This window comes from Acidovorax sp. (assembly GCF_021287135.1).
Lineage (GTDB): Bacteria > Pseudomonadota > Gammaproteobacteria > Burkholderiales > Burkholderiaceae_C > Acidovorax.
In genome coordinates, this window is sequence record NZ_JAJTBB010000085.1 from 96,781 (window position 1) to 122,175 (window position 25,395).

Below are 25,395 nucleotides of genomic sequence, written 5' to 3' on the forward strand. Positions count from 1 at the left end.
TCCGGGTGCCGCGCAAGGCGTCAGTTCAAGAGCGTGCTGGCGGCCCGCGCGCGGGCAGCGGCGCGGCCGTGGCGGCCGCGATGCGGGCCGCCTCCACAGGCTGCAGCGCATGGGCCAGCGGCTGGGGTGGTGCCAGTGGCAGCGCAGGCACCGGCGGGGGCGCGCTGGCCGTGGAGCACAGCGGGCAGTCCATGCCCATGGCCCCCATTTCCACCGTGCCGTCGTCGGTTTGCACCAGCAGCTTGAAGGTGCCGGCCCCCGAGCAGATGACTTCGATGGACTGGGGGTGCACAAGCGGTGACGCGACGGCCACCCCCAACGACGCCACGAACCACGCCAGCACCCACAGGCGCAGGGCAGAGAAGGTTCGTCGGGCGGCGGTCATGGGGCGCGATGATACTGCGCACGTCCGGGCGCGTGCACAGGGTGCTGCTAATTTTGTAGCTGCTCGCGCTTGTTGGACGGGCGATAGGGGCGGATTTCTTTAAAAATTCCGCGAGGCCGACCGTGCCCGGCATCCGAAGGGGCGCCGGGGCCCGGCCTCTGCGTCATGCCGGCATCACGCCTGCATCACGCCTGCATCACGCCTGCGTGTACGCCGTCTTCACCGTGGTGTAGAACTCGGCCGCATACCGCCCCTGTTCGCGCGGCCCGTAGCTGCTGCCCTTGCGGCCGCCAAACGGCACGTGATAGTCCACACCCGCCGTGGGCAGGTTCACCATCACCATGCCGGCCTGCGCATGGCGCTTGAAGTGCGTGGCGTGCCGGAGGCTGGTGGTGGCGATGCCGCTGGCCAGGCCGAAGGGCGTGTCGTTGGCCAGGGCCAGGGCTTCTTCGTAGTTCTTGGCGCGCAGCACGCTGACCACGGGGCCAAAGATTTCTTCGCGGTTGATGCGCATGCCGGGCGTGGTCTCGGTGAAGAGGGCGGGGCGCAGGTAGTAGCCGGGCGCGCCATCCGCGTTTTTCTCCAGCGCTTCGCCGCCGTGGGCGAGCTGGGCGCCTTCCTGCTGGCCGATGGCGATGTACTCCAGGTCTTGCGCCAGCTGGCGGTCGTCCACCACGGGGCCGATGTCGGTGCCGGCCTTGCGGGCGTCATCCACCTTCAGGGTCTTCATCTTTTCGACCATGGCGGCCACGAAGCGGTCGTGGATGCCTTCGGTCACGATCACGCGGCTGCTGGCGGTGCAGCGCTGGCCGGTGGAGAAGAAGCCGCTATTGATGGCCGCGCCCACGGCCACGTTCAGGTCGGCGTCGTCCAGCACCACGAAGGGGTTCTTGCCACCCATCTCCAGCTGCACCTTGGCGCCGCGCGGCACGCAGGCGGCGGCCACGCGCTGGCCGGTGCCGACGGAGCCGGTGAAGCTCACGCCCGCGATGCGCTCATCCTCCAGCAGCACGGCGCCCACTTCGGAGCCCCGGCCCATCACCAGGTTGAACACGCCGGCGGGCAGGCCCGCGCGGTGCAGGATGTCGGCCAGCGCCCAGGCGGAGCCCGGCACCAGCTCGGCGGGCTTGAACACCACGCAGTTGCCGTAGGCCAGGGCCGGGGCGATCTTCCATGCGGGGATGGCGATGGGGAAGTTCCACGGGGTGATGAGCCCGATCACGCCCAGCGGCTCGCGTGTGATCTCGATGCCCACGCCGGGCCGCACGGACGGGACCAGCTCGCCGCCGGGGCGCAGCGCCTCGCCCGCAAAGAACTTGAAGATGGCGGCGGCACGGCCCACCTCGCCGATGGCTTCGGGCAGGGTCTTGCCCTCCTCGCGCGCCAGCAGGTCGCCCAGCTCGGCCTTGCGGGCAATGATTTCGTTGCCCACGGCATCGAGGATGTCAAAGCGCTGCTGGGGCGTGGAAACGCTCCAGGCCGGGAAGGCCGCGTGCGCGGCGGCCACGGCCTCCAGCGCCTGCTCGCGGCTGGCCACGGCGTAGTCGCCGATCACGTCGCGCGTGTCAGACGGGTTGGTGTTGCGGTAGGTGCGGACGCCTTCGGTCCAGGTGCCGCCGATCAGGTTGTGCTTCATCGTCAGGGTTCCGTTCAACAGACTAAAAAAGGGGAAGGGTGCATGCCGGGCCGGGCGCGGCGGTCTGCCAGCTCATGCAGCGCTGACCAACCCCGTGCCCGCCGCAAAGCCGGCCAGGTTGTCCAGCACGCGCTGGGCCATGGCCTGCCGGGTTTCGTGGGTGGCGCTGGCAATGTGCGGCAACAGCACCACGTTGTCCAGCCCCCGCAGGGCTTCGGGCACGTGGGGCTCGTTGGCAAACACGTCCAGGCCCGCGCCGGCGATGCGCTGGTGGATCAGGGCATCCACCAGGGCCTGCTCGTCCACCACCGATCCCCGCGCCACATTGATGAGAAAACCCTGCGGCCCCAGGGCCTGCAGCACGTCGGCGCCGATCAGGTGGTGGGTGGCGGGCCCGCCGGACGTGATCACCACCAAAAAGTCGCACCAGGCAGCCAGCGCCGCCAGCGAGGGTTCGTGCGTCCACGGAACGCCCGCCACGGGCCGCCGCGTGTGGTAGCGCACCGGCATGTCGAACCCCGAGGCCCGGCGCGCGATGGTTTGCCCGATGCGCCCCAGGCCCACCACGCCCAGGCGGGCTCCGCTGACCTTGCGCCCCAGCCCGAAGCTGTTGCCGCCAGCCCGCGCCCAGTGGCCGGCGCGCACGAAGCGGTCGGCTTCCGAGGTTCGGCGGGCCACGTCCAGCAGCAGTGCGAAGGCGGTGTCCGCCACGCAATCGTTGAGCACATCGGGCGTGTAGCCCACGGCAATGCCGCGCTGACGCGCGGCCTCCACCGGGAGCTTGTCCAACCCCACGCCGAAGCTTGAGATGACCTGCACGGCCGGCAGGGCGGCAAGCTGCGCCGCGCTCAGGCCGACGGCGGCGCTGGTGACCACTGCGTCGAAACGGGCGCCCTGCTCGGCCAGGAAGGCGGCGGCATCGGGAGCGTCGCTCAGCCGCTGCACGGCATAGCGCTCGCGCAGGGCCTGTTCCAGGCTGGGAAGCAACTTGCCGACTTGCAGAAGGTGGTGGATGGAAGGCATGCGAGGGAGGCAGGGGGGAAGAGGGCAGGGCCAGGGGCCTTGCGGCGCCCGGCCTGCAATGGTATCAACTGTTGTATGTCATCGTACAACAAAACGGCGACTGGGCCCAGCGTACCCCCGCCAGCGGGGGAGGCGCACCGGCCGATGCGCTGCTACGTGGCGCCCGTTTCGCTCTGCGCGCGGCGGCGGCGCTCGCGGCTGTTGGCCAGGTGGGTGCGCATGGCCGCCCGGGCGGCCTCCGGGTCCTGGCCCACGATGGCGTCGTAGATGCTCTCGTGCTCGCCGTTCACGCGGCGCAGGTACTGGCGGCGTTCGTCGTTCAGCGCGTCGCTGGCGTCCAGCCGCGCGCGGGGAATGATCATGCTGCCCAGCGTGCCCATGAGCTCCGAGAAGTGGCTGTTCTGTGTGGCGCGCGCGATCTCCAGGTGGAACTGGAAGTCCGCGGCCACCGCGTCCCGGCCGGCATCCACCGCGCTGGCCACCGCGTCCAGCGCGGACCGCATGGCGCGGACGTTGGCTTCGGTCCGGCGCTGGGCTGCCAGGGCCGCGGCCTCGGTCTCCAGGCCGATGCGCAACTCCAGCACCGCGATCACGTCGCGCAGCGTGCTGAACTGCTCGGGCGTGATCTTGAAGCCCGGCGCCTGGCCCAGCCCCAGCACGAAGGTGCCGATGCCATGGCGCGTCTCCACCAGGCCCGAAGCCTGCAGCTTGGAGATGGCCTCGCGCACCACCGTGCGGCTGACGTTGAACTCGGCCATGATCGCCGCCTCGGTGGGCAGCTTGTCGCCCAGCGCCAGGCGCCCGTCGCGGATGCGGTCTCCCAGGGATTCAACCACCTCCAGGGCGAGGGTGCGGGGCTTGCGGCGGAGCGGGGTGTCGGTGGTCATTTCTTGGTGTTATCCCTATGCGGCCGGGGGGCGGAAGCCGCTACATTGCCGATTGTTGTACGACAACTGATGACGTGCAACAGGCTGTGTCACCACTGTACCAAGAAGCTCCGCGATTGCCATGCCCTGCCATCCGACCCCTCTGCGGTTTTCCCGCCTGCTGCTGACCGGCGCCGCCGGCGGCCTGGGCGCCGAGCTGCGCACCCGCCTCAAGGCCTATTGCGATGTGCTGCGGTTGTCCGACATTGCGGACCTGGGCGCGCCGCGCGCCGGCGAAGAGCTGCGGCCCGCCCGGCTGGAAGACGCGGCCGCGGTGCACGCGTTGCTCGACGGCGTGGAGGCCGTGGTGCACCTGGGGGGCGTGTCCACCGAGCAGCCGTGGGAGCCCATCCTGCAGGCCAACATCATCGGCGTGTACCACCTGTACGAGGCCGCCCGCAAGCAGGCCGTGCGGCGCGTGGTGTTTGCCAGTTCCAACCACGTCACCGGCTTCTACCGCCAGGACGAGGTGGTGAGCCCGCGCGACCCTGCGCGGCCCGACGGGCTGTACGGCGTCTCCAAGGCCTTTGGCGAGGACCTCTCGCGCTTTTACTTCGACCGCTACGGCATCGAGACGGTGTGCCTGCGCATCGGCTCGTCCTTTCCCGCGCCCCGCAACCGCCGCATGCTGGCCACCTGGATGAGCTACGACGACCTGGAGCGCCTGGTGGTGGCCAGCCTCACGGCCCCCGTGGTGGGCCACAGCATCCTCTACGGCATGGGCGACAACACCACCACCTGGTGGGACAACACGCCCGCGCGCCACATCGGCTACCGCCCGCAGGACAGCTCCGAGCCCTTCCGGGCGCAGGTCGAGGCGGCCGACCCCCATCCGGACCTGACCGATCCCGCCACCCTCTACCAAGGGGGGCCGTTCGTGCGCACCGGTCCTTTTGAGTGAGCCGGGCGCGGCGCCCCCGGCTGCTGCGTTTGTGCCGACGAATCCTCACGACAACACCTACCGGAGACACCCCATGATCTTTCGCCGTTCCCTTCTGACCGCCTGCGCTGCCGTCCTGGCGGCAGGGACCTTGTTGGCGCAAGGCGCCCAGGCCCAGACCCTGGTCCTGAAGGCGGCCGATGTCCACCCTGCGGGCTACCCCAACGTGGTGGCCGTGGAGAGCATGGGCAAGAAGCTGGAAGCCGCCACCAACGGCCGCCTCAAGATCCAGACCTTCCCCGGCGGTGTGCTGGGCGGCGAGAAGGAAATGATCGAGCAGACGCAGGTCGGCGCCATCAACATCCTGCGCACGTCGCTGGGGCCGGTGGGCACCGTGGTGCCCGAGGTGAACGTGTTCAACATGCCCTTCGTGTTCCGCAGCCAGGACCACATGCGCGCCGTCATCGATGGCCCCATTGGCGATGAACTGCTGGCCAAGATCAGCGCCTCGCCCGCCAGGCTGGTCGCCATCGGGTGGATGGATGGGGGCTCGCGCAGCCTGTACACCAAGAAGCCCGTGCGGTCCCCCGCGGACCTCAAGGGCCAGAAGATCCGCATGATGGGCAACCCGCTGTTCGTGGACACCATGAACGCCATGGGCGGCAACGGCATCTCCATGGGCTATGGCGAAGTGTTCACCGCGCTGCAGACGGGCGTGGTGGATGGCGCCGAGAACAACGCGCCCAGCTTCTTCAGCAGCAACCACTACAACACCGGCGCCAAGTACTACACGCAGACCAACCACCTGATCATTCCCGAGCTGCTGGTGGTCTCCAAGGTCACGTGGGACAAGCTCTCCAAGGACGACCAGGCCCTGCTGAGGAAACTGGGCCGCGAGGCGCAGCTGGAGCAGCGCGCACTGTGGGACAAGAGCGTGGCGGACTACACCGCCAAGCTCAAGGCGGCGGGGGTGGAGTTCATCAACGTGGACACCAAGTCCTTCTACGACGCTACAGCCCCCGTGCGCGCCAAGTACGGGGCCAACTATGCGGAGCTGATGAAGCGCATCGAGGCGGTGAAGTAGGCCCCCCGGGATTTGCGGCTTGCGCGGGTGCGTTTTTGGCGGGCCTGCGCTTCTTCCTGGCTTTTCACACCCGTTTGTATGGACCACCCCTTTCTGCGATGGATGGACCGGATCTACCTGGCCACCATCTGGGCCGCCGGCGCGGCCATCTTCTTCATGTCGCTCATCATTCCCTGGGGCGTGTTCAGCCGCTACGTGCTGGGCACCGGCTCGCAGTGGCCCGAGCCCATTGCCATCCTGCTGATGATGGTGTTCACCTTTGTCGGCGCCGCGGCGGCCTACCGCGCGGGCGGGCACATCGCCGTCAACATGCTGACCGAGAAGCTGCCGCCGCCCCTGCAGCAGCTGCTGGCGGTGGCGGTGGACCTGCTCATGCTGGCCATCTGCGGGTTCGTGGCGTGGTATGGCACCAACCTGTGCATCGAAACCTGGGGGCAGGGCATTGCCGAGCTGCCCTGGCTGCCGGTGGGCGCCACCTATGCATCGCTGCCCCTGGGCGCAGCCATCACGCTGCTGTTCGTGCTGGAGAAGATGGTCTTCGGGCCTCAGCACCACCGGCGCATCGTGCGCTTTGAAGAACTCGCTGACGGAGCCTGATCGTGGACACCCTTGTCTTGCTGGGCACGTTCTTCGTGCTGATGATGATCGGCGTGCCGATCGCGTATGCGCTGGGCCTGTCGGCACTGGCGGGTGCGCTGTGGATCGACCTGCCGCTGGACGCCGTGATGATCCAGGTGGCTTCGGGCGTCAACAAGTTTTCGCTGCTCGCCATTCCCTTCTTCGTGCTGGCCGGCGCCATCATGGCCGAAGGCGGCATGGCGCGGCGGCTGGTGGCCTTTGCGGGCGTGCTGGTGGGCTTCATCCGCGGCGGGCTGTCGCTGGTCAACATCCTGGCGTCCACCTTCTTCGGCGCCATCTCGGGCTCCTCGGTGGCGGACACCGCCTCCATCGGCTCGGTGCTGATCCCTGAGATGGAAAAGAAGGGCTATCCGCGCCCCTTTGCCACGGCCGTCACCGTGAGCGGCTCGGTGCAGGCCATCCTGATCCCGCCCAGCCACAACGCGGTGCTGTACTCGCTGGCGGCCGGCGGCACGGTGTCGATTGCCGCGCTGTTCATGGCCGGCGTGCTGCCGGGGCTGATCATGGGCCTCACGCTGGCGGTGCTGTGCCTGCTCACGGCGCGGCGCGAGGGCTACCCCAAGGGCGAGGTCATCCCGCTCCGGCAGGCGCTCAAGATCTGTGGCGAGGCCCTGTGGGGCCTGATGACCATGGTCATCATCCTGGGAGGCATCTTGTCGGGCGTGTTCACGGCCAACGAGTCCGCCTCGATCGCCGTGGTCTGGGCGTTCTTCGTGACGATGTTCATCTACCGCGACTACCAGTGGCGCGACCTGCCCAAGCTCGTGCACCGCACGGTGAAGACGGTCACGGTGGTCATGATCCTCATCGGCTTTGCGGCGGCGTTTGGCTACCTGATGACGATGATGATGATCCCCATGAAGGTCACGGCCTTCCTCACCAGCCTGTCGAGCAACAAGTACGCCGTGCTGGCCATGATCAACATCATGCTGCTGCTCCTGGGCTGCCTGATGGACATGTCGCCGCTCATCCTCATCCTCACGCCCATCCTGCTGCCCGTGGTCAAGCTGCTGGGCGTGGACCCGGTGCACTTCGGCATGATCATGATGGTGAACCTGGGCATCGGCCTCATCACGCCGCCCGTGGGCACCGTGCTGTTCACCGGCGCCGCTGTCGCCAAGCTGCCGCTGGGCATCGTCACCAAGGCCATGATGCCGTTCTTCGTGGCGCTGTTCGTGGTGCTGATGATGGTCACTTATGTGCCCGCCATCTCGCTGTGGCTGCCGCGAGCGATGGGCCTCTGAACGGGTATGGAAGACGCTCTGGTTTTCGTCTCCTGCGCCGACAGTGGTGAATTGCACCTGCTGCGCCTGACCTCGGACACGGGGCAGCTGCATACCGAGCAAGTCCTGGCGCTGGGCGGGCAGCTCATGCCCATGGCGCTGAGCCCGGACCGCACCCGCCTGTATGTGGCGCGCCGCAGCGATCCGCTGGCCGTGGTCACCCTGGCGGTGGACGCCACTGCGCGCCGTGCCGATGTGCTGGGCGAAGCCTCTTTGCCTGCGAGCATGGCCTACCTGGCCACCGACGGCACGGGGCGCTGGCTGCTGAGCGCGTCCTACGGCGCCGACCTGGTGGCGGTGCAGCCCATCGGCGCCCAAGGTGCCGTGGCGCCGGGCGGCGCAGCCGCCGTCTACCCCACGGGCCGCCATGCACACAGCGCGCTGGCCAGTCCGGACAACCGCTTTGTGCTGGCCGCGTCCCTGGGCGGCGGCCAGCTGCACCGCTACCGGTTCGATGCGGACACGGGCGCGCTGCAACCGGCTGAGCCTGCCGTGTTCCCCCTGCCCACGGGCACCGGGCCGCGGCACCTGCGCTTCAACGCCGCGGGCAACCGCATCTACCTGCTGGACGAGCTGGACGCCGCCGTGCACGTGCTGGCCTGGGACGCTGCAACGGGCGCGCTGCAGCTGCTGCAAAGCCTGCCCACGCTGCCGCCCGGCTTCACCGGCACGCCCTGGGCTGCCGACCTGCACCTGAGCCCGGACGGCCGCTGGCTTTACACCAGCGAACGCAACAGCCACACGCTGGCCGGGTTCGCCGTGCACGCCGCCACGGGTGAACTCACGCCCATCGGCCACTGGCCCACCCAGGCCCAGCCTCGGGGCTTTGCCATCACGCCCGACGGGCGCCACCTGCTGGCCGCAGGCCAGCTCAGCCACCGCGTGGGCGTGCATGCCGTGGACAGCGTGAGCGGTGCGCTCACTCGGGTGGGCGAGCACGCCGTGGGCTTGAACCCGAACTGGATCACCGTGCTGCCCATGGCGGCGCAGCCTTGACGAAACCTTTTCACCGATGACCCGCCCCCCGCTCACCATCCGCATGCACGCGCAAGACAACGTCGCCATCGTCGCCAACGACGGCGGCCTGCCCGCCGGCACGGTGCTGCCCCAGGGCGTTCCCGGCGCGGACCTTGCGTTGCGCGACAAGGTGCCGCAGGGCCACAAGGTGGCGCTGGCGGACATCCCCCAAGGCGGCGTGGTGCGCCGCTACAACGTGCCCATCGGCTATGCGCTCAAAGACATCCCGGCCGGCAGCTGGGTGCACGAGCGCCTGCTGCAGATGCCCTCCGCCCGCGCGCTCGAAGGCCTGCCCCTGGCCACGGTGAAGCCGCCGGTGCTGGAACCGCTCACGGGCTATACCTTCGAGGGCTACCGCAACGCCGACGGCTCGGTGGGCACGCGCAACATCCTCGCCATCACCACCACGGTGCAGTGCGTGGCCGGGGTGGTGGCGCAGGCCGTGCGGCGCATCAAGACCGAGCTGCTGCCGCAGTACCCGCACGTGGACGACGTGATCGGCCTGGAGCACACCTACGGCTGCGGCGTGGCCATCGACGCGCCGGATGCGGTCATCCCCATCCGCACGCTCCAGCACATCAGCCTCAATCCCAACTTCGGCGGAGAGGTGATGGTGGTGAGCCTGGGCTGCGAGAAGCTGCAGCCCGACCGCCTGCTGCCGCCGGGCAGCTTCCCCATCGTGGACGAGCGCGACCCGGCCCTCGGCCCCGAGACGGTGTGCCTGCAGGCCGATCATCACGTGGGCTTCATGTCGATGCTGGACGACATCGTGCAAAGCGCGAAGCCGCACCTGGAACGCCTGAACGCCCGCCGCCGCGAGACCATCCCGGCCAGCGAACTGGTGGTGGGCGTGCAGTGCGGCGGCAGCGACGCGTTCTCAGGCGTCACCGCCAACCCGGCCGTGGGCTTTTGCGCCGACCTGCTGGTGCGCGCCGGCGCCACCGTGATGTTCAGCGAGAACACCGAGGTGCGCGACGCCGTGGAGCAGCTCACCAGCCGCGCCGCCACGCCCGCAGTGGCCCAAGCCATCGTGCGCGAGCTGGGCTGGTACGACCGCTACCTGGACCGCGGCCGCGTGGACCGTGCGGCCAACACCACGCCTGGCAACAAGGCGGGCGGGCTGTCGAACATCGCCGAGAAGGCCATGGGCTCCATCATCAAGAGCGGCACCGCGCCCATCGCGCACGTGCTGGCCCCGGGCCAAAAGCTGCGGCGCGACCAGCGCGGCCTGGTGTACGCCGCCACGCCCGCCAGCGACTTCATCTGCGGCACGCTGCAGCTGGCCGCGGGCATGAACCTGCACGTGTTCACCACCGGGCGGGGAACACCTTACGGCTTGGCCGAATGCCCGGTGGTCAAGGTGGCCACGCGCACCGATCTGGCGCGCCGCTGGCATGACCTCATGGACATCAACGCCGGAAAGATCGCTGACGGCGAGGCCACCATCGAAGAAACCGGCTGGGAGCTGTTCCGCCTGCTGCTCGACGTGGCCAGCGGGCGCAGGAAGACCTGGGCGGAGCAGTGGAAGCTGCACAACGCGCTGGTGCTGTTCAACCCGGCGCCGGTGACCTGAAATTTGCGGGGCGACAGCCCCTTGTGTTTCCCCTCCAACAGCCCTTGCCTGCAAGGGCTGTTGTCCTTGAAAGACCGCATCTCATGGGGCATTCCCGATTTTCTGACCGCAAGGTCGTCGTAGCGCTTGCGCTGCTGTGCTGTCTGCTCTGGGGCAGCTCCTACCCCGCCATCAAGACGGGCTACGCCTGGTTTGGCATTGCGCGCAGCGACATCCCCACGCAGCTGGTGTTTGCGGGCTGGCGCTTTCTGGGCGCGGGGCTGATCCTGCTGGCCTGGGCTGCGATCATGCGCAAGGCCATCTGGGGGCTGGGCTTTGCGGGTGGGCGGCAACTGGTGGTGCTGGGCCTGACGCAGACCACGCTGCAATACGTTTTCTTCTACGTGGGCCTGGCCCACACCACGGGCGTGAAGGGGTCGATCATGAACGCCACGGGCACCTTCTTCAGCGTGCTGCTGGCGCACTGGGTCTACCACAACGACCGGCTCAGCCACGCCAAGCTCTGGGGCTGCGGGGTGGGCTTTGCCGGTGTGATGGTGGTCAACCTGGGGCGCGGCGCGCTGGACCTGGACTTCACGCTGCTGGGCGAAGGCTTCGTGGTGATTGCGGCCTTCGTGCTGGCAGCGGCCAGCATCTACGGCAAGCAGGTGTCGCAGCGCATGGATTCGGTGGTGATGACGGGCTGGCAGCTGGCCATTGGCGGCGCGGCGCTGCTGGCGGTCGGCGGGGCGCTGGGCGGATCGCTCACGGGCTTCACGGGCGGCTCGGTGGCGCTGCTGGCGTACCTGGCGCTGCTGTCCTCGGCCGCGTTCTCGCTGTGGAGCCTCTTGCTCAAGCACAACCGGGTGAGCCAGGTCACGGTGTTCAACTTCACCGTGCCGATTTTTGGCGCTGCGCTGTCGGCGCTGTTCCTGGGCGAGGCGCTGCTTGCGTGGAAGAACCTGCTGGCCCTGGTGCTGGTGTGCGCAGGCATCTGGCTGGTGACGCGCGAGGCCCGCGCCGGGAGCCCGCGGTAGCCGGCGGCAGACCTGGCACCGTTGCGGGGTACAAGCATTTTTGGGCTCTGGCGCTTGCTGGTAAAGCGCAGGAAGCTATTGTTTTGATAGCTATGGGGGCTCTGCGACAGCTGCTTCGCTGCGCAGGTGCTCCTGCACCACGCCGGCCAGCCAGTCCATCACCACCCGCACGCGCTGAGGCAGGTGCCTGCGGTGGGCGTACAGCAGCGTCACCGGCATGGGCGGCGCGGGGTGGTCTGGCAGCACCTCCACCAGCAGGCCCCGGTCGATCAGCTCGCGCACGCCCAGCAGGGGCGCCTGGATCAGCCCCAGCCCGGCGGCGCAGGCGCCCAGGTAGGCTTCGGCGCTGTTGACGGTCACGCGCCCGGCCATGGCATGGAAGCAGGCGTTGCCGCTGCCGTCCTGGGTTTCAAACCCGGCCGAGCGGGTGCCCAGCGTGCTCACGTAGTGCACCAGCGCGTGCTGCGCCAGGTCGTCCAGGCTGCGCGGCGTGCCCATGCGCGCCAGGTAGCCGGGGCTGGCGCACGTGGCCACGCGCACCCAGCCCAGCGGGCGCGCCACCAGCCCGGGCTCGGCCACCGGGCCCACGCGGATCACGCAGTCAAACCCCTCGCGCACCAGGTCCACGCGGCGGTCGGTGCTGCTCAGCTCCACCTCCAGCAGGGCGTGCCGCTGCAGCAGTTCGGGCAGGCGCGGCAGCACCAGCTGGCGTGCAATGCCGGTGGACATGTCGATGCGCACGCGCCCGCGCAGGGCGGCGCCCTCGGGCTGGGCGAAGAGGGTCTGCAGCTCCTCCACATCGTCCAGCAAGTCCTTGCAGCGCTCGTAGTACACCTGCCCGTCCTGCGTGAGCTGCACGCGCCGCGTCGTGCGGTGCAGCAGGCGCGTGCCCAGTTGCGCCTCCAGCTGCTGCACCGCCAGCGAGGCGTTGGCCTTGGGAATGCCCAGCACCTGGGCCGCCTGCGTGAAGCTGGCCAGCTCGGCCACGCGGGCAAAGATCTGCATGCGGTCCAGAGGGTTCATTGGTTGTTTTGGCTGAACAATCAATCCAATTTTGCCTGGTTTATGGATTGTCTACCGCTCAATAAAGTCCTGCCCATGCCTGCCGCAGGGTGCAGCGGGCGCCCAACCCCAACCCAGGAGCTTTGCCATGACCGCATCCCTTCCCACGCCCGTTCCCGCTTCCTCGGCCCCCATCGTGCTCATCACCGGCGGCAGCCGGGGCCTGGGCCGCAGTGCCGCGCTGGCTGCCGCGCGCGCTGGCATCGACGTGGTGCTCACCTACCGCCAGCAGGCCGCCGAGGCCCAGGCCGTGGCCGCCGAGATTGAATCCCTGGGCCGCCGCGCCGTGGCGCTGCCGCTGGACGTGGGCGATGTCCGCAGCTTTGGCGCCTTTGCGGCCCAGCTGACGCAGGTGCTGCAGGCCACCTGGCAGCGCGAGCGCTTCGACTTCCTGGTCAACAACGCCGGCATGGGCGTGCACGCGCCCTTTGCCGAGACCACCGAGGCGCAGTTCGATGCACTGGTCAACGTGCACCTGAAGGGCGTGTTCTTCCTCACGCAGCGCCTGCTGCCGCTGATGAACGACGGCGGCCGCATCCTCAACCTGTCGTCCGGGCTGGCCCGCTTTGCCCTGCCGGGCTATGCGGCCTATGCGGCGATGAAGGGCGCGATCGAGGTGCTCAGCCGCTACCTGGCCAAGGAGCTGGGCCCGCGCGGCATTGCCGTGAACGTGGTGGCCCCGGGCGCCATCGAGACCGACTTTGGCGGCGGCGCCGTGCGCGACAACGCGCAGCTCAATGCCTTCATCGCCAGCCAGACGGCCCTGGGCCGCGTGGGCGTGTCCGAGGACATCGGCCCGCTGGTGGCCGCCCTGCTGCAGCCCTCTGCACGGTGGGTGAACGCGCAGCGCATCGAGGCCTCGGGCGGGATGTTCTTGTGAGGGCCGGCGCCTGGAGTGGCGCCTAAGCCTCGTCTAAGTCTGCCCTCCCACACTGCCTTCCATCGCAATCAGCCAAGGAAAGGCACACCACCATGAACACCGTTGCAATCACCCCCCGCCGCCTTCTCCTGGCCCTGGTGGCCGCGGGCGTCATCGGCGGCACGGGCGCGGGGATCGTCGTGGGGCACCACGCGCAGGCCAACCCGGCGCCGGTCGCCCTCGCCACGCCCGCCATCCAGGCGGCTGCGCCCGGCGCTGCTGCCCTGCCCAGCTTTGCGCAGATCACCGCTCAGAACGGCCCCGCCGTGGTCAACATCAGCGTGACCGGCAGCACCAAGACGGCCATGGCGGACGACGGGGAGGACGACGACGACCCGCAGCCCGCAGCCCGCCAGCACGGCGGGCCGCGCATGGACCCGAACGACCCGTTCTACGAATTCTTCCGCCAGTTCGGCATTCCCGCGCCCGGCATGCAGCAGGCGCCGCGCAATGTGCCCACGCACGGCCTGGGCTCGGGCTTCATCGTGAGCCCCGACGGGCTGGTGCTGACCAATGCGCACGTGGTCAAGGGCGCCAGCGAAGTGGTGGTCAAGCTCACCGACCGGCGCGAGTTCCGCGCCAAGGTGCTGGGGGCCGACGCCAAGACCGATGTGGCCGTGCTCAAGATCAACGCCAAGAACCTGCCCACCGTGCGCCTGGGCAATACGCGCGACCTGCAGGTGGGCGAATGGGTCCTGGCCATCGGCTCGCCCTTCGGCTTTGAAAACAGCGTGACCGCCGGCGTGGTCAGCGCCAAGGGCCGCTCGCTGCCCGACGACAGCCTGGTGCCCTTCATCCAGACCGACGTGGCGGTGAACCCCGGCAATTCGGGCGGGCCGCTGTTCAATGCGCGCGGCGAGGTGGTGGGCATCAACTCGCAAATCTACAGCCGCTCGGGCGGCTACCAGGGCGTGTCGTTCTCCATCCCCATCGAGCTGGCCAGCAAGATCAAGGACCAGATCGTGGCCACCGGCAAGGTGCGCCATGCGCAGCTGGGCGTGGCCGTGCAGGAGGTGAACCAGGCGTTTGCCGAATCCTTCGCCCTGGACAAGCCCGAAGGCGCGCTCGTGGCCAGCGTGAGCCCCGGCAGTCCCGCAGAAAAGGCCGGCCTGCAGCCGGGCGACGTGATCCGCCAGATGGACGGCCAGCCCATCGTGGCCTCGGGCGACCTGCCGGCCTGGGTGGGCCAGGCACAGCCCGGCCAGCAGGCCAAACTGTCGGTGTGGCGCCAAGGCAAGCCCGTGGAGCTGACGGCCACGCTGGGCGATGCCAGCGACAAGTCGTCCGCCAAGCAGGCGCGCAACGACGATGCGGTGGGCAAGGGCCGGCTGGGCCTGTCGCTGCGCCCGCTGGAGCCGCAGGAACGCCGTGAAATGAGCGCGAATGGGGGTGTTGCCGACGGCCTGGTGATCGAGCAGGCGCGCGGCCCCGCCGCAGCCGCCGGCGTGCAGCCCGGTGACGTGCTGCTGGCCATCAACGGCGCGCCCGCCAAGAACATCGAACAGGTGCGCGCGGCCATGGCCAAGGCGGGCAAGTCGGTGGCGCTGCTGATCGAGCGCGACGGCAACAAGATCTTTGTGCCGGTGCGCCTGGGTTGACCGGGCGGGGCGGGCGCGTCGCGGCGGTTCGGTGCTGCGCCACGCCGCACACCACCCGTTCGGGCTGAGCCCGTCGAAGCCAGGGCGCAGCCCTTCGCCCCGCCATTGGCTATGCTTGCCCCATGCGCCTGCTGCTTGTAGAAGACGACCCCATGATCGGTGAAGCCGTGCAGGACCTGCTGCGCGCCGAGCAGTACGCCGTGGACTGGGCCCGCGACGGCGACGCCGCCGACACGGCCCTGCGCACCCAGGCCTACGACCTGGTGCTGCTGGACCTGGGCCTGCCGCACCGCGACGGCCTGACTGTGCTGCGCGACCTGCGCACCCGCAAGGACCGCACCCCCGTGCTGGTGGCCACCGCCCGCGACGCCGTGGCCCAGCGCATCGAGGGGCTGGATGCGGGGGCTGACGACTACGTGCTCAAGCCCTACGACCTGCACGAGCTGCTGGCCCGCATCCGCGCCCTGCTGCGCCGCGCGGCCGGCCGCGCCGAGCCGGTGTACGAACACCAGGGCGTCAGCATCAACCCCGCCACGCGCGAGGTGACGGTGCGCGGCACGCCCGTGGTCCTGTCGGGCCGCGAATGGGCGGTGCTGGAGCCGCTGATCGCCCGGCCCGGCATGGTGCTGTCGCGCCAGCAGCTTGAAGACAAGCTCTACGGCTGGGGCGACGAGGTGAGCAGCAACGCGGTGGAGGTCTACATCCACGGCCTGCGCAAGAAGCTGGGGCCGGAGCTGGTGCTCAATGTGCGTGGCGTCGGCTATTTGGTACCGAAGATGTGATGGCGAAAATCTCGCGCACCGTGCAGGGCCTGCTTCCGCGCTCCTTGCGCATGCGGCTGCTGATGTTCCTGCTGGCCGCCGTCGTGCTGGCCGGCGCCGTGCAAGCCGCGCTGGCCTACCGCAGCGCGCTGGACGAGGCCGACGCGCTGTTCGACTACCACATGCAGCAGACCGCGTTGGCCCTGCGCTCGGGCCTGCCGGTGGACGCCCAGGGCCTGGGCCCGGGGCTGGACCCGCAGGACGAGAACCACGAATTCATCGTGCAGGTGTGGACCAACGAGGGCCTGCGCATCTTTGAATCCGCCGTGGGCGCGGCCCTGCCGCAGATTGCGGTGCTCGGCTTCACCAACGTGCAGGCGCGCGGCGGCACCTACCGCGTGTTCTCGATGCAGACGCGCTCGCAGGTCATCCAGGTGGCGCAGAACATGGCCGCGCGCCAGGGCATGGCGCGCAGCCTGGCGCTGCGCACCCTGGCGCCGCTGGCCTTCATGGCGCCGCTTCTGGTGCTGGCGGTGTGGTGGGGCGTGAGCCGTTCGCTGGCGCCGGTGGAGCGCGTGCGCCGCCAGCTCGCCCAGCGCCAGGCCGACGACCTTTCGCCCGTGAGCGACGCGCAGCTGCCCGACGAAGTGCAGCCCCTGGTGAGCGAACTCAACCTGCTGTTCGAGCGCGTGCAACGCGCCTTCGAGGCCCAGCAGCACTTTGTGGCCGATGCCGCGCACGAGCTGCGCTCGCCCCTGGCGGCGCTGCACCTGCAGCTGCAGGTCCTGCAGCGTGCGGGCCAGGACGACGCCGCACGCGCTGCGGCGGCCGAGCGGCTGTCCGCCGGCATCGACCGCGCGACCCGCCTGGTGGAACAGCTGCTGGCCCTGGCCCGGCAAGAGGCCGCGGCCCCCCCCGCCGAACCCGTGGACCTGCGCGCGGTGGCGCAACTGGCGCTGGCCGACGTGGCCCCCGCCGCCCAGGCCCGGGGCACGGACGCGGGCCTGCTCGACTCCGACGCCACCACCGGACCTGTGACCGTGCGGGGTAGCGCCGAGGCGCTGCGGATGCTGGTGCGCAACCTGCTCGACAACGCCATCAAGTACACACCGCCCGGCGGCCAGGTGGATGTGCAGGTGCGTGCGCTTGTTGAGGAGCAGGCCGTGCTGCTCACCGTGGAAGACAGCGGCCCCGGCATTGACCCCGCACACCGCGACCGCGCCCTGCAGCGCTTTGTGCGCGTGGGCCGCGACAGCAGCGCCGCCACCACCGGCAGCGGCCTGGGCCTGGCCATCGTGCAGGCCATCGCGCAGCGGCACGGTGCCGTCGTGGAGCTGGGCGCTTCCGACCGCCTGGGGGGACTGCGTGTGGGGGTGCGGTTTGCTATTCAATAGATAGCTGCTTGCGCTTGCTGGATAAGCGCCAGAGGCCAAAAAGGCTTGAAATCCTGTAGAACGGAGCCGAGCGTCGCCTGGGCGCCAGCCCGCGGATGGCCGCATCTGCACAATGCGCGGCAGACTCTTTGCAACGGCCCTTTGGGGCGAAGGACAGCTCCACCATGCATTTCATCGTTCTCGGCGCTGGCGCCATCGGCTGCTATGTGGGCGGCCGCCTTGCGGCCCACGGCCAGGCCGTCACGCTGGTGGGCCGCGCCCACGCCCTGCAGCCCATCGCTGCGCAAGGCCTGCGCGTGACCGACCTGGACGGCTTTGACCGCACCGTGCCCCCGGCCGGACTGCGGCTGGCCGCCAGCTTGGCCGAGGCCGCACCGGGCGCGGACAGCGTCGTCCTGCTGTGCGTGAAAAGCGGCGCCACCGAATCCGCCGCGCGCGAGCTGGCCAGCGCCTGTGTGCCCGGCACACCGGTCGTCTCGCTGCAAAACGGCGTGGACAACGTGGCCCGCATCGCGGCCCACGCGCCGGCCCTGCAGGTGCTGGCGGGCATGGTGCCGTACAACGTGGTGCTGCGGGGCGCGCATGTGCACCGCGCCACGGCCGGGCCCCTGCAGCTGCAGCGCGATGCGTTCACCGAGCGCATCGCGCCCCTCTTCGAGGCCGCGGGCCTTGCCACCCTGCTGCCGCCGGACATCCGCGCCGTGCAGTGGGGCAAGCTGCTGCTCAACCTCAACAACCCGGTGAACGCGCTGTCCGACCTGCCCTTGCGCCAGGAGCTGCTGGACCGCGACTACCGCCGGGTTTTCGCAGCGCTCCAGTCCGAGGCCCTGGCCGTCATGGCCCGTGCGGGGATCCGGCCGGCCAAGGTCACGGCGGTGGCGCCTGCGCTCCTCCCCCACGTGCTGCGCCTTCCGAACGGGCTGTTCACCCGGCTGGCCAAGCGCATGCTGCAGATCGACGCCAGCGCCCGCTCGTCCATGTGGGACGACCTGGAGGCCGGGCGCGTGACGGAGATCGACGCGCTGTGCGGCGCGGTGGTGCGGCTGGCGGCACAGCAGGGCATGGCGGCGCCGCTCAATGCGCGCATGTGCGAGCTGCTCGGCGGGCCGCGGCTGCGCCTGAGTGGGGCGCAGCTGCGGCGCATGCTGGGGGTGTAGGTGCGAAGCTTGTCGGGTTACGCCCTTCGGGCTAACCCGACCTACGATGGGGACCGGCCGCTATCCGTAGGTCGGGTTAGCGCAGCGTAACCCGACACTCTTCAGAAGCCCACGCGACCATGCACTACCGCCGCGCCTTCACCCCTGGCGCCAGCCTGTTCTTCACCGTGGTTACTCATGACCGCCGCCCGCTGTTGCAGAGCGACGGCGCTGTGGAAACGCTGCGCGCCGCTTTCCGCACGGTGCTCGCCTCCCGTCCGTTCGTGATCAACGCCATGGTGGTGCTGCCCGACCATGTGCATTGCATCTGGACGCTGCCACCAGACGACGCGGACTTCGCGACCCGCTGGCGGCTGATCAAGACTTGGTTCACCAAGCACGGCCCTGCACACCAAAGGGCCAACCAAGACTCCGCCCGGGCTGCCAAGCAAGAGCAGGCTGTCTGGCAACACCGCTACTGGGAGCACAGAATCCGGAACGAGGAGGACTACGCCCGCCATGTGGATTACATCCACTACAACCCTGTAAAGCACGGGTGGGCGAAGGCAGCCGCGGAATGGCCGTATTCGAGTTTCCGGCGGTATGTGGCGGCGGGGATTTATCCGGCCGATTGGGGGCACGCCGCGCCGGATCTTGAGGGAGTTGGGCGAGAGTGAATGTCGGGTTACGCTTCGCTAACCCGACCTACGGGTGGCACGGGCTCCGCCCCCAGCGGCACCTTGAGCCCCGCCTTCAAACACCCCAGCGCCACCGACGTCCGAAACCGCCGCACGTTGTCGTCGCCCTCGAACAGCCGCTGCGTCAGCGCCTCGTAGTCGGCCATGGAGGCCACCGTCACCACCAGCAGGTAGTCCGCCTCGCCCGTCACGCTCCAGCACTGCTGCACGGCCTCTTCGGCGGCGATGCGTGCGCGCAGCGGGGCGGTGCGGTCGGGCCATTCGTTCTCCAGATGCACTTCCACGAGGATGGTCAGGGACTTGCCGACTTTCTCCGGGTCCAGCACGGCCACGTTGGCGCGGATCACGCCGGTGCTCTGCAGGCGCTGGATGCGCCGCTGCACGGCCGGGGCCGACAGGTTGACGGCCTGGGCGATCACCCGCTGGGGCGTGGTGTTGTCGGTCTGCAGGATGTCCAGGATGGCGAGGTCGAAGCGGTCGAGTGCGGCAGCGGAAGGCATGAAGACCTCGCGAGGGCGGTGAGTGAAAGTTGCGTTTGGCCACTGAAATCAGAGCCAAAAGCACGGCAGATGCGCACTATATTTTTGCGCATGAGTGTTTTTGCTGCCGCTTCCGCATCCCCCGCCGTTCACCGCTGTCTCCCCTTTCTGGCCGTGCTGGGCTCGGTCACCGCGCTGGGCATTGGCACCTCGTGGGCCAAGCACTGGCTGTTTCCCGCCGTGGGTGCCCAGGGCACCACGGCGCTGCGGGTGGGCTTCTCGGCGTTGCTGGTGCTGCTGCTGTGGCGGCCCTGGCGCTGGCGCCTGTCGCGGGCCGATGCGAAGGCGGTGGTGCTGTACGGCGCGGCCCTCGGCGGCATGAACCTGATGTTCTACCTGTCGCTGCGCACGCTGCCGTTCGGCCTGGCCGTGGCGATCGAATTTGCGGGTCCGCTGGCCGTGGCCCTCTGGGCCTCGCGCCGGGCGGTGGACTTTGTCTGGGTGCTGCTGGCCATCGCGGGGCTGGGCCTGCTGCTGCCCCTGGGCCTGAATGGCAGCGCGCTGGACCCGGCCGGCGTCGCCTACGCGCTGGGCGCGGCGGTGTTCTGGGCGCTGTACATCGTGTTCGGCAAGCGCGCCGGGCACTTGCACGCGGGGCACTCGGTGTCGTTGGGCCTGCTGGTGGCGGCGCTGGTGGTGGTGCCGGTGGGCGTGGCGCATGCGGGGGCGGCGCTGCTGTCGCCCGGCTTGCTGCTGATCGGCGTGGCGGTGGCGGCTGTGTCCAGCGCGGTGCCGATTTCTCTGGAGATGATGGCGTTGAAGCGCCTGCCCAAGGAGGCCTTCGGCATCATGATCAGCATGGAGCCCGCCGTGGCCGCGCTGGTGGCGATGGTGCTGCTGGGCGAGCACCTGAGCGCGGTGCAGTGGCTGGCCATCGGCTGCATCATGGCGGCATCCATGGGCAGCGCGGCCACGGCCGCCCGGCCGGCACCGCCCGCAGAACGGCACGCCCAGGCCGTGTAAAAGGCCCCGCGCGTCCATCCCGCCTCGGCTGTGGTTGCCGCTACGGCAAGGCGTCGTCCCCCGCTGACGCGGCGCATGAGCCGCCGCCTACGCGCCGCCCTGGCGGGGCGGCATAGGCTGACCGCATGCCCTGGCGAACGGTGCCGAACGGTGCGTGCGACGGGGATCGCCCCATCGTCATCCAGCACGCCGCGTGACCCCCGGAGATTGGCCGTCTGTGCCGTCGTCGCTGGCAGAACACCCCAGGAGCCACCCATGCGCACCCCCGATGTCCCCGATTCGAAAGTCCAAGAGGCTGAACGCAAGGTCAGCGCCGTGCTGCAAGACCTGGAGCGCGCCACCGATGTGGAGGTGCAGCGCATTGCCCTGGAAGAAGTGGTGGAAACCGACCCCGCCAGCGGCCGCCCGGCCGTGCACCAGGCGGTGGACATTACCGTGCAGCCCCGCGCACGGCGCAGGTGGCTGTCTTCCGGCAAGTAACGCCGCGTGGTGGCGGAGGGCCGGCGGGCTTGCCGGCTGCGGGCTGCGGAGTGCCGCGGAGTGCCGCGACCGGTGCCGCCCTCCAGCCTGCTGGACTGCTGCTGCGGCGTTGTCAAGACGCTGGCGGCAGCATCCCTGCTGCAAAAAAGGGCAGTACACATACCGATACAAACCGTGTAGGCTGGCGCCGCCTCGCGCAGGCCGCGTCCCCCTGACGGTGTGGAACGCTGGCGGCGCCTCCCCCGCTTCACGAACCGTGCTAAAGGAGTCCCCTTGAATCCACCCATGACCCCTGCAATCCTTGTCCGGCAATGGGCGCGCCCAGCGGTTGTGGGCCTGGCGGCCTTGTGGTGCCAGCTTCCCGCGTCCGCCGCGGTGGGCTGGAACGTGGATGCGTCGCTGGCGACCGAGCGGGGCCAGCATGCTGGCGCGCTGCTGGACGATGGCTCGGTGGCGGTGTTCGCCGGGGTCTACCGCTTTGGGTTCCTGACGAACGGCGAGCGCTATACGGCGGGCGCGTGGTCGTCCATTGGCAGCCCCGGGATCGCGGGCAACGCGACGGAAGCCGTCACGCTGGGAACCGGCCAGGTGCTGGTGCGTTCGGACGGTTCCGCGGAGGCCCGGCTGTACGACCCGGTGGCCAATGCCTGGTTGGCCGGGGGCACCCAGTCGGCAACGCGCTTCCTCCCGTCGATGACGCTGCTGGCCAGCGGCAAGGTGCTGGTGGCCGGGGGGAGCAACTTGAATTCGGCTGAGCTGTACGACCCGGAAACCCGCACCTGGACGGCCACCGGCAGCATGTCCGAGGTGCATCGGGCGCACAGCGCCGTACTGCTGCGCGATGGCCGTGTTCTGGTGGCCTCGGGGTTTGGCCCAGGCGGCGAAGTGTTCACGGCCGAGCTGTACGACCCCGTGTTGGGCACCTGGTCGCTGGCCGCGCCCCCGTTGGTGCCGCGCCACTACGCCAGCCTCACGCTGCTGCCCGATGGCCGGGCCTTGCTGGCCGGGGGCTTCACGGCCGGTGGCGTCACCACGCATGCAGAAATCTACGACCCCGTGGCCAACACCTGGACTGCCACGGGCGCCCTGAACTTTCCCCGCAACGGGGTGATGGGCTCGCCGATGGGCCAGGCCCCCTTGCTGGCGTCCGGCCAGGTGCTGATCGCCGGAGGGGCCGATGGCGCGAGAAACCCCCAGCCGGTGGCCGAGCTGTACAACCCGCTGACGGGCACTTGGTCGCCGGCGGGTTCCATGGGCGTGGGGCGCGAGAATGGCACCGCCCAGCTGCTGCCCAGCGGCGACGTGCTGTTCACGGGGGGATTCACCTCCACGCCTTCGACCACGTTCTACCCGCTGGTAGACCGCTACACCCCCGCAGTGCCGCCTGGCCCGGCGCCGGTGTTGGACCCGCTCAGCCTGCTGCAGCGCGCAGGCACTGCGTTGACCCTGGCCGGCACCGGGTTTGCCGGAGGCTCGGGCTCCAGCACCCCCCAGCTGCAGCTGCAGCGGGTGGAAAACGGCGCGCTGAGCTCGTGGGCTCCCGCCAGCTACACGGCCACCAGTTTCACGTCGCCCCCGCTGGGCGCGCTGCCTGCGGGCCTGTACATCGCGCGGCTGGTGGTCGATGGCGTTCCATCGGCCGGGCAGCTGATTCGCTTCACCGACCCCGCCGGGACGCCCGGCGGAACGCCGGGCAACGGGCAGGTCACCGTGACCTGGACACCCCCCGTGGACACCGGCGGCAACCCGCCAGACAGCTACACCGTCACCTCCAATGCGGGGCCGGGCTGCACCGTGGCGGCCCCTGCAACCAGCTGCACGGTCACCGGGCTGGCCAACGGCACGCCCTACACCTTCACCGTGCAGGCGCAGCATCCCAACGGCCCCGGTCCCGTGTCCGCGGCCTCGGCCGCAATCACGCCCACCGCCGCGCCAGGGCCCGGCCCCCGGCCGGTGCCCGGCCTGTCCCCCCTGGGGGTGGCGCTGACCGCCTTCCTGGCTGCGGCCTTGGCGGGCTGGCGGCGCAGGGGCATGCCGCGCTTGCGCCGCTGAGCATCCGGGGCAGCGCGCGGGCAGAGCTGTGTGAAAGCTTCTTCGGCCCTCGACAGCAGCGCGCAGCCCTATCTGTTCCCAGCACGAAAAAGAAAAGGCCGTAAGCGTCGCGGACGCTGTCGGCCTTGTGGTGTGGTCCTCGGAAATTTTCTAACCCCGCACCGTTCAACACCAGCCCGCCCTGGCGGAAAAAGAGCTGCCCGAGTTCATGTGCAAGCTCGCCGCCTATGACGGCGCCCCTAGCATCGTGCGGGGCCTGCGCATGCGCATGCTGACGGCCTGCAGACCTGGGGAAGTACGCGGCGCGCGCTGATTGGAATTCGACCGCATGAGATTCGGGCCGCGCATCACCGAAGCGCGTACATGGCTGACCGGACGAAATCGATGCAGTGGTGGGCAGACTACATGGAAGGCGGCGTTCGCTGAGTCTGGTGTTAGTGCCGTTTGGGCCACAAGCGGTCGGTCACACCCTCGCTTGGTTTACTGTGCCCGGTTGATCTGTGAGCCATTGGTGTCGCCTACCTGGATGGCGGCTCTCGCCCGCACCGGTCGCGTGAAGGCAATGCCGCGGCCGGCAAATCCATAGCCTTTGTTAGCATCCGTGACAAAGAATTTGCAAACAACGGCAACGTATGAAAGCAACCAACGGTGCGATTCCAATGAGCCGACTGCTGGCTATCTGTCTTTTGCTGTGGGGCACAGTTGCAGCGCAAGCAACTGACACCTCGACCTTTGCCTCCCGAGACGACTTGAATGCCTTTAAGGAATTGCAGCAAAGCAAGCTGGAGTCACAAAAGGAGCTTCAAGTCAAAGATATGGAGGCCGTCCGCCAACAGATCACTGCCGTTGACAAGCGTGTAGATGACCAGTTGGCGCAGATAGGGCAAAGCATTGACCGGTTTGGCATCGTGGCAACACTGCTGAGCATCGGCATCACGATATTGCTGGTTTTGGGTGGATTTCTCGGGTACCGCAATGCCAGGTCGGAAGCCAAGGACGCAGCCTCTGATGCTGCTGGAGCTAGCGCAAAAGAGTGGTTTGACAAACAGGCAAACCAGTTGAGAGAAACAATTGAAGCAATGGAGCAGAAAGCTGCCCGTTTGCATGCGGAAATGGATGAGCATGCGCAAGGGGTTCAAGCTCACGCTGCTGATGTCGCAAAAGCCCTCAACACTGCACAAGAGTCAATCGGCAAAACCGGGACCCAAATCCCATCTGCTCTGGATGAGTCAACAAAAGTGCTTGCTCAGCGCGACCGCGAGCTAAAAGCCTCCAACGAAGACAGCTACTCTTTCGATGACTGGAACACTCGCGCCCACGCCGCGTACGCCTCCGGAGCCTTGGAAGACGCTGCCTATTTTTGGCTCAAAGCTTCAAGAGTTGCCAATGTCGGTGCAGCCAGTGTGGCGAAGGTGCTAGTCAATCGCGGTATCACGCAGGGACAACTGAGCCAGAACGAAGCCGCTATGGCCACCTACGATGAGGTGCTGCGCCGCTTTGGTGAGGCTGCCGAGCCTGCGCTGCGCGAGTCGGTCGCCCGGGCCTTGATCAACAAGGGCATCAGCCAAGGCCGACTGAACCAGGACGAAGCCGCTATGGACACCTACGAAGAGGTGCTGCGCCGCTTTGGTGATTCTGTCGAGCCCGTGCTCCGCGAGTCGGTCGCCAGGGCCTTGATCAACAAAGCCAACACCCAATGCCGACTGAACCAGAACGAAGCCGCTTTGGCCACCTACGATGAGGTGCAGCGCCTCTTTGGTGATTCTGCCGAGCCCGCGCTACAAAAGCAGGTCGCCATTGCCTTGGTCAACAAGGGCAACACCCAAGGCCAACTGAACTAGAACGAAGCCGAAATAGCCACCTACGATGCCAGACAACGAATGACATCTGACGGGTATGCCAGTCGGCGACCGGCCACTCAGGTTCGCTGTGCGAGCTCTATTGCGGATCAAACGGACATGGATCGCGCCGGATACCGGAGATCGTCGCGTTCGCCAGCGCCCCCCTGCGGTACCCTCGCAAACGCTGGCGAGATTCCGCCTCACCTGCCCGCTAAATGGCCCTGAATTGACGACCCTGCCGACAATGGTCTGCGCGAGGCATAGTGCAGCTTCGGAGGCGATTTTCGAATAGTTTTGGGTGACGAGATTTGACGGCTTCTGGACTTGCCATATGCGCAGGAGGGCTATAGCAGGTTACGTTACGGGCTTACGATGACGAAGTTTCGGAATTCGGTCATAGCGCTTTGGGTAAGGTTGGCAAATAGTCGCGCCGCGCTCCAAGTAGTGAGTACCCGATGGCGCGAAAAATGGCATGTGTGACGCATTGGAG

General features: G+C 68.7%; 23 protein-coding genes. 17 read left to right on the plus strand and 6 right to left on the minus strand.

What is annotated here, in order from left to right:
- Positions 1 to 25: 25 nt before the first annotated feature.
- The 4 genes from LWW96_RS20060 to LWW96_RS20075 form a co-directional block, all read right to left on the minus strand.
- Positions 26 to 385 (minus strand): DUF2946 family protein, encoded by a 360-nt coding sequence (locus LWW96_RS20060; RefSeq protein WP_291489628.1) that lies wholly within the window; start codon positions 383 to 385, stop codon positions 26 to 28.
- Positions 386 to 581: 196 nt separating this feature from the next.
- Positions 582 to 2,021 (minus strand): aldehyde dehydrogenase family protein, encoded by a 1,440-nt coding sequence (locus tag LWW96_RS20065; RefSeq protein ID WP_291489629.1) that lies wholly within the window; start codon positions 2,019 to 2,021, stop codon positions 582 to 584.
- A gap of 72 nt (positions 2,022 to 2,093) precedes the next feature.
- The gene (locus LWW96_RS20070) at positions 2,094 to 3,044 is read right to left on the minus strand and encodes a 2-hydroxyacid dehydrogenase (RefSeq protein WP_291489630.1); all 951 of its coding nucleotides are present in this window, start codon (positions 3,042 to 3,044) and stop codon (positions 2,094 to 2,096) included.
- A 152-nt stretch (positions 3,045 to 3,196) separates the two neighbouring features.
- A complete protein-coding gene (locus tag LWW96_RS20075; protein ID WP_291489631.1) occupies positions 3,197 to 3,931 on the minus strand; it encodes a FadR/GntR family transcriptional regulator in 735 nt (244 codons plus the stop codon).
- A 121-nt stretch (positions 3,932 to 4,052) separates the two neighbouring features.
- Here LWW96_RS20075 and LWW96_RS20080 point away from each other — a divergent pair, with 121 nt between their 5' ends.
- The 7 genes from LWW96_RS20080 (at position 4,053) to LWW96_RS20110 (ending at position 11,462) form a co-directional block, all read left to right on the plus strand.
- Positions 4,053 to 4,871 (plus strand): NAD(P)-dependent oxidoreductase, encoded by an 819-nt coding sequence (locus LWW96_RS20080; protein ID WP_291489632.1) that lies wholly within the window; start codon positions 4,053 to 4,055, stop codon positions 4,869 to 4,871.
- Between the two features lie 73 nt (positions 4,872 to 4,944).
- A complete protein-coding gene (locus LWW96_RS20085; protein WP_291489633.1) occupies positions 4,945 to 5,934 on the plus strand; it encodes a TRAP transporter substrate-binding protein in 990 nt (329 codons plus the stop codon).
- A 78-nt stretch (positions 5,935 to 6,012) separates the two neighbouring features.
- A complete protein-coding gene (locus LWW96_RS20090; protein WP_291489634.1) occupies positions 6,013 to 6,531 on the plus strand; it encodes a TRAP transporter small permease in 519 nt (172 codons plus the stop codon).
- A 2-nt stretch (positions 6,532 to 6,533) separates the two neighbouring features.
- Positions 6,534 to 7,817, plus strand: coding sequence for a TRAP transporter large permease (locus LWW96_RS20095; protein WP_291489635.1), 1,284 nt, complete (start codon positions 6,534 to 6,536; stop codon positions 7,815 to 7,817).
- A gap of 6 nt (positions 7,818 to 7,823) precedes the next feature.
- Positions 7,824 to 8,852: a lactonase family protein gene (locus tag LWW96_RS20100; RefSeq protein ID WP_291489636.1), complete on the plus strand. Its 1,029-nt coding sequence runs from the start codon at positions 7,824 to 7,826 to the stop codon at positions 8,850 to 8,852.
- Between the two features lie 16 nt (positions 8,853 to 8,868).
- Complete coding sequence (gene garD, locus LWW96_RS20105; RefSeq protein ID WP_291489637.1) at positions 8,869 to 10,446, plus strand: galactarate dehydratase; 1,578 nt, start codon at positions 8,869 to 8,871, stop codon at positions 10,444 to 10,446.
- Positions 10,447 to 10,529: 83 nt separating this feature from the next.
- On the plus strand, positions 10,530 to 11,462 hold the full coding sequence (locus tag LWW96_RS20110) for a DMT family transporter (protein WP_291489638.1): 933 nt from the start codon (positions 10,530 to 10,532) through the stop codon (positions 11,460 to 11,462).
- A 90-nt stretch (positions 11,463 to 11,552) separates the two neighbouring features.
- On the opposite strand, the gene LWW96_RS20115 is transcribed toward LWW96_RS20110, so the two are convergent.
- Positions 11,553 to 12,485 (minus strand): LysR family transcriptional regulator, encoded by a 933-nt coding sequence (locus LWW96_RS20115; RefSeq protein WP_291489639.1) that lies wholly within the window; start codon positions 12,483 to 12,485, stop codon positions 11,553 to 11,555.
- A gap of 127 nt (positions 12,486 to 12,612) precedes the next feature.
- On the opposite strand from LWW96_RS20115, the gene LWW96_RS20120 reads away from it, so the two are divergent.
- From LWW96_RS20120 to LWW96_RS20145, 6 genes are all read left to right on the plus strand, one after another.
- Positions 12,613 to 13,404: an SDR family oxidoreductase gene (locus LWW96_RS20120; protein WP_291489640.1), complete on the plus strand. Its 792-nt coding sequence runs from the start codon at positions 12,613 to 12,615 to the stop codon at positions 13,402 to 13,404.
- Between the two features lie 92 nt (positions 13,405 to 13,496).
- Positions 13,497 to 15,041 carry a DegQ family serine endoprotease gene (locus LWW96_RS20125; RefSeq protein ID WP_291489641.1) on the plus strand — a complete coding sequence of 515 codons (1,545 nt, stop codon included), beginning with the start codon at positions 13,497 to 13,499 and terminating at the stop codon, positions 15,039 to 15,041.
- Positions 15,042 to 15,163: 122 nt separating this feature from the next.
- Positions 15,164 to 15,823 carry a response regulator transcription factor gene (locus tag LWW96_RS20130; protein WP_291489642.1) on the plus strand — a complete coding sequence of 220 codons (660 nt, stop codon included), beginning with the start codon at positions 15,164 to 15,166 and terminating at the stop codon, positions 15,821 to 15,823.
- The gene (locus tag LWW96_RS20135; RefSeq protein ID WP_291489643.1) at positions 15,823 to 17,196 is read left to right on the plus strand and encodes an ATP-binding protein; all 1,374 of its coding nucleotides are present in this window, start codon (positions 15,823 to 15,825) and stop codon (positions 17,194 to 17,196) included. The genes LWW96_RS20130 and LWW96_RS20135 overlap by 1 nt, the downstream gene beginning before the upstream one ends.
- Before the next feature lie 164 nt (positions 17,197 to 17,360).
- The gene (locus LWW96_RS20140; RefSeq protein WP_291489644.1) at positions 17,361 to 18,353 is read left to right on the plus strand and encodes a 2-dehydropantoate 2-reductase; all 993 of its coding nucleotides are present in this window, start codon (positions 17,361 to 17,363) and stop codon (positions 18,351 to 18,353) included.
- A gap of 119 nt (positions 18,354 to 18,472) precedes the next feature.
- A complete protein-coding gene (locus tag LWW96_RS20145) occupies positions 18,473 to 19,009 on the plus strand; it encodes a transposase (RefSeq protein WP_291489645.1) in 537 nt (178 codons plus the stop codon).
- An 8-nt stretch (positions 19,010 to 19,017) separates the two neighbouring features.
- Here the strand turns inward: LWW96_RS20145 and LWW96_RS20150 are convergent, their stop codons facing one another.
- Positions 19,018 to 19,530 carry an Lrp/AsnC family transcriptional regulator gene (locus LWW96_RS20150; protein WP_291489646.1) on the minus strand — a complete coding sequence of 171 codons (513 nt, stop codon included), beginning with the start codon at positions 19,528 to 19,530 and terminating at the stop codon, positions 19,018 to 19,020.
- Positions 19,531 to 19,620: 90 nt separating this feature from the next.
- Here LWW96_RS20150 and LWW96_RS20155 point away from each other — a divergent pair, with 90 nt between their 5' ends.
- The 4 genes from LWW96_RS20155 to LWW96_RS20170 all read left to right on the plus strand — a co-directional run bounded on the left by LWW96_RS20155 (position 19,621) and on the right by LWW96_RS20170 (position 24,905).
- Entirely contained in the window at positions 19,621 to 20,532 is a 912-nt protein-coding gene (locus tag LWW96_RS20155) for an EamA family transporter (protein ID WP_291489647.1), read from the plus strand.
- A 255-nt stretch (positions 20,533 to 20,787) separates the two neighbouring features.
- A complete protein-coding gene (locus LWW96_RS20160) occupies positions 20,788 to 21,012 on the plus strand; it encodes a hypothetical protein (protein ID WP_291489648.1) in 225 nt (74 codons plus the stop codon).
- Positions 21,013 to 21,297: 285 nt separating this feature from the next.
- Positions 21,298 to 23,064 (plus strand): kelch repeat-containing protein, encoded by a 1,767-nt coding sequence (locus LWW96_RS20165; RefSeq protein WP_291489649.1) that lies wholly within the window; start codon positions 21,298 to 21,300, stop codon positions 23,062 to 23,064.
- 632 nt (positions 23,065 to 23,696) lie between these two features.
- The gene (locus LWW96_RS20170; RefSeq protein WP_291489650.1) at positions 23,697 to 24,905 is read left to right on the plus strand and encodes a tetratricopeptide repeat protein; all 1,209 of its coding nucleotides are present in this window, start codon (positions 23,697 to 23,699) and stop codon (positions 24,903 to 24,905) included.
- The last annotated feature ends 490 nt before the right edge of the window (positions 24,906 to 25,395 follow it).